The sequence below is a fragment of the Streptococcus sp. NLN76 genome (genome assembly GCF_015686645.1).
Lineage (GTDB): Bacteria > Bacillota > Bacilli > Lactobacillales > Streptococcaceae > Streptococcus.
Genome location: NZ_JADPMS010000076.1, coordinates 1 through 3,433, shown reverse-complemented (window position 1 = coordinate 3,433; position 3,433 = coordinate 1). Strand labels below are relative to the sequence as shown.

Annotated in this window: 4 protein-coding genes; all 4 read left to right on the top strand. The window is 34.5% G+C overall.

The window, feature by feature from the left end; genetic code table 11:
* Nucleotides 1–923 precede the first annotated feature (923 nt).
* The 4 genes from I1A59_RS09115 (at nt 924) to I1A59_RS09100 (ending at nt 3,139) form a co-directional block, all read left to right on the top strand.
* The gene (locus I1A59_RS09115) at nt 924–1,997 is read left to right on the top strand and encodes a hypothetical protein (protein WP_196092447.1); all 1,074 of its coding nucleotides are present in this window, start codon (nt 924–926) and stop codon (nt 1,995–1,997) included.
* 5 nt (nt 1,998–2,002) lie between these two features.
* Nucleotides 2,003–2,515, top strand: coding sequence for a hypothetical protein (locus I1A59_RS09110; RefSeq protein ID WP_196092446.1), 513 nt, complete (start codon nt 2,003–2,005; stop codon nt 2,513–2,515).
* Between the two features lie 112 nt (nt 2,516–2,627).
* Nucleotides 2,628–2,948 (top strand): hypothetical protein, encoded by a 321-nt coding sequence (locus tag I1A59_RS09105; RefSeq protein WP_196092445.1) that lies wholly within the window; start codon nt 2,628–2,630, stop codon nt 2,946–2,948.
* 11 nt (nt 2,949–2,959) lie between these two features.
* Nucleotides 2,960–3,139, top strand: a complete 180-nt coding sequence (locus tag I1A59_RS09100) for a hypothetical protein (protein ID WP_196092444.1) — start codon at nt 2,960–2,962, stop codon at nt 3,137–3,139.
* Nucleotides 3,140–3,433 lie beyond the last annotated feature (294 nt).

Below are 3,433 nucleotides of genomic sequence, written 5' to 3'. Positions count from 1 at the left end.
TAAGAGGCTGTTTTGTAATTTTATTTTCACGCTCAAGGCGTATTCGAGTTATCTCATGACTCTTATTCATCCAGTTTTAGTTACAGGCTCGGCAAAGCCCTAATAAACTTACGGATTTGTATTGCTCATCTTTATTATATACCTGAACTAATTTTCTGTCATGAGTTAGCAGGCGAAGCCTGCTTGGAGTTTTAGTTTACTTTTAGTACAAGGCAGCGAGTCGTAGACAGTACTGAAGTACGGCAAGACGAGCTAACACAGTAATAAAAGAAAAACTAAAAGAGTATAATAAGCCTAAAAAACCTACAATACCTACCAAAGCAAACAATCAACCAAAACCAGTTAATTCTGTAGCAAAACCACGACCTTCTAGAACCAATCCAGTTCCTACTAGAACCTACCCAGCACCAATTCCACAGTACAATCAGAGACCGCAAATCAATTACACTCCTACTTATTCCCCACCAACACCAGTTTATTATCCCTACCATGTTCCTTCTTGGATACCAGCACAGCACACTAATTCAAGTCCTTCATTATCAGTTCCAGTAACAAATAATCCTTCTGGGAATACTGGGAAACCTAAAAAACCAGACAACAACAAACCAAAACCTGGTAAAGGAAATGATGAAAAGAGAAGAGAGTGGTTTGGAATTAATACAGGATTTACTGATGAAGAAGTAAAAGCTGTAAAAGATTATATTAAAAAAGTAGGAAAAGAAGTAAAAAAAGAACATCCAAATGATAAATCTGCTTATAACCGTGATGTAGCACAATCACTTGCCTATGATGTATATAAAGATAATAATCTTCAAAAATTATTTAATATTTACCTTTCTAAACCATTAATAGAAAAAGGTGTTGGTCGTAAGCTCATCTCACATACTAATGAATCTAGTAAATATCCTCTCGATCTTCCTCATATGTTAACTACATTAGCTTCACTTGAAAAGCAAAATGGCGTATTTGACTATACTGCTTTTATTAAGTGTTTAGCTGTTCAGCCCTTAGTTAATCCATTCGCCAATCCCGCAACTCTTTTGTGGTCTGCTTTTAACCAGACTGATAGTGCGAAAAGGAATATCCTTCTTCAACAAAACTCTCTGGTTGGTGATTTATTTACCAATACAAGTGTAAAAGACTATTTGTCTGATATGGATGCAATTATTCTTGCCAGACATCCGAAATATAAGGATTTACCACTTGATGAACGACTTCTTCAGTACTATAGTCAAGATTTGACAACCAAGCGAACTCAGTTATTGTATGAAGTATATGGTTCTGATAAAACAACAGCTAAACTTAATCTAGCTAGTGAGATCGTGTTTTCAACCTTAACTCTTGGAGGAGTAGGTCTAGGGCTTTATGGTATTTTTACAAAACGAGGCATTAAACATATTGGTGAAAATTTAGGCCTACTAGACCAAGTTGTTTTTGAAGGATCTTTTGATCGTGCAAGCAAACATCCATTACAGACAGCAAAAAAACTAACTCAGTATGCACTAAAAAATACAGGCAAATTCCTTCAAAAAAATGTGTTTAAACCATTACAAAACACAGCGAACTCTATTAGGAGTACGGTATCTGCTAGCATTGCAAAAGTAAAAAAAGCCTACCAAACTAGAATTGGTAAACCTGCTTTATCGATAGCGAGAAAGGCCGTCACATTAATCGCTCAAAAAACAGCACCACTTGTCAAAATGATGAAACAAGGTTCAAACACCATCCAAAATAAATTCATTAAACCAATTCAATATGCTGCTACTCGCAGAACTGTAAAATCAACTCCAACAGTTGCTAAACCAACTAATAAAGTTATGACGCCAGGACAAAGAACGATTGTTCAACCTATTGCGAGAGTCGCCAAAGCTGTAGCTAAACCTATAGTTAGAGCAATTGCAAGAGCTGTTCCCAAACCGGTAGTTAAAGCAGTTGCAAAAGTTACCCAAATCTTTAAACCAAAACCATCTGCTAAACGAGGTCGAAAAAGGAGATAAGGAAAATGAAGAAATTTGTAATTATACTGAGTATGTCCATGGTTCTTATTGGATCAATCTACATCTATATTCAATATAATCTAGACCGCTATTCTGTCTATTATGCTAGTCATATGCCTAGAAAAGAGGGTGCTAAACCTGAATTAGTTATGGCTTTGGAGAACATTTATTTTATTGATAAGCCAAATACTGAGAATGTTCATTTTGATGAAGCAGAAACATCTTCTATATATATAGATAAAAATGCTTATTTCACGTATTTTTATAAAGAGTATTATTTAGGAATGAGTAAAAAAAATGGTCTCTATTTTTTCAATACTGATTCAACTGGAAAGTTTGTAAATTATTCATCCATAGTTGACAATAAAAATGAAGAGCCGCTAGGTAAAGAGATGTTACAAGAAATTGAGGGTATAGTAACTCCTGCAACTGAGGATCTTATTAAGGCTCAAAAAATTCCTACTATTAATCTTCAAGGGCTATTTAACCAAAAGTATGAGGCAAGATTTAACGAGTAGCCAGACTTGTTGATAATTGGTTTCTTATCTCTCTAAAAATCGCTTTATCTCACCAATCTTAAGCAGTCTTTCAAAGTCACTATCCCAAATGCAACCTGCAGGGGCAAAGGAAATGAAAAAATATTTGACAATATTTGGAGTGTTTATAATTCTTATTGGCTCCATCTATAGTTATATTCAATATAATCTAGCCCGCTATTCTGTCTATTATGCTAGTAACATGCCTAGAAAAGAAGGTGCTAAACCTGAATTGGTTATGGCTGTTGAAAATAAAAACTTCATCAATGAACCAAATGGTGATTATGTTCACTTTGACGAGGAACACGATCATACTATATATTTTAATAACAACGCATATTTCACCAACAAATATGGAGGATACTATCTAAGAGTTGGTAAAAAAAAGGTCTATACTTTTACCACACTGATCTAAATGGAAAATTTATGACTTATTATTCTCCTGATGATTATTTGGAAGAAAAACCAATAGATAAAGAGATTTTACAGGAAATCGAGGATTTTCTAGCTCCTGCAACTGAAGATCTTATCAAGGCTCAAAAAATTCCTACTATTAATCTTCAAGGGCTATTTAACCAAAAGTATGAGGCAAGGTTCAATGAGTAAGCTGGCAATTCTTTGATGAGAGAAAGTCTCCCCTGTTGAAATTGAATAAAGACACGTAGATCTCTCTGAAGAAGGCAATAGATCTTTTCAGGGAGATTTGTCTGATTCTAGTAATAGAGCACGGAAAGAAACTCCAGGATTTGTAGAGACCCTGGAGTTTTCTTTAACCCGAATTATTCATACCCTGAATATCTTTGCGTAACTATCAAAAAAATCATCAGAAACAAGTAATAAACAATTGCAGTTCTGATGATTTTTATGAACGATCAAGCTTTTCTATAAATAAAGATGGAT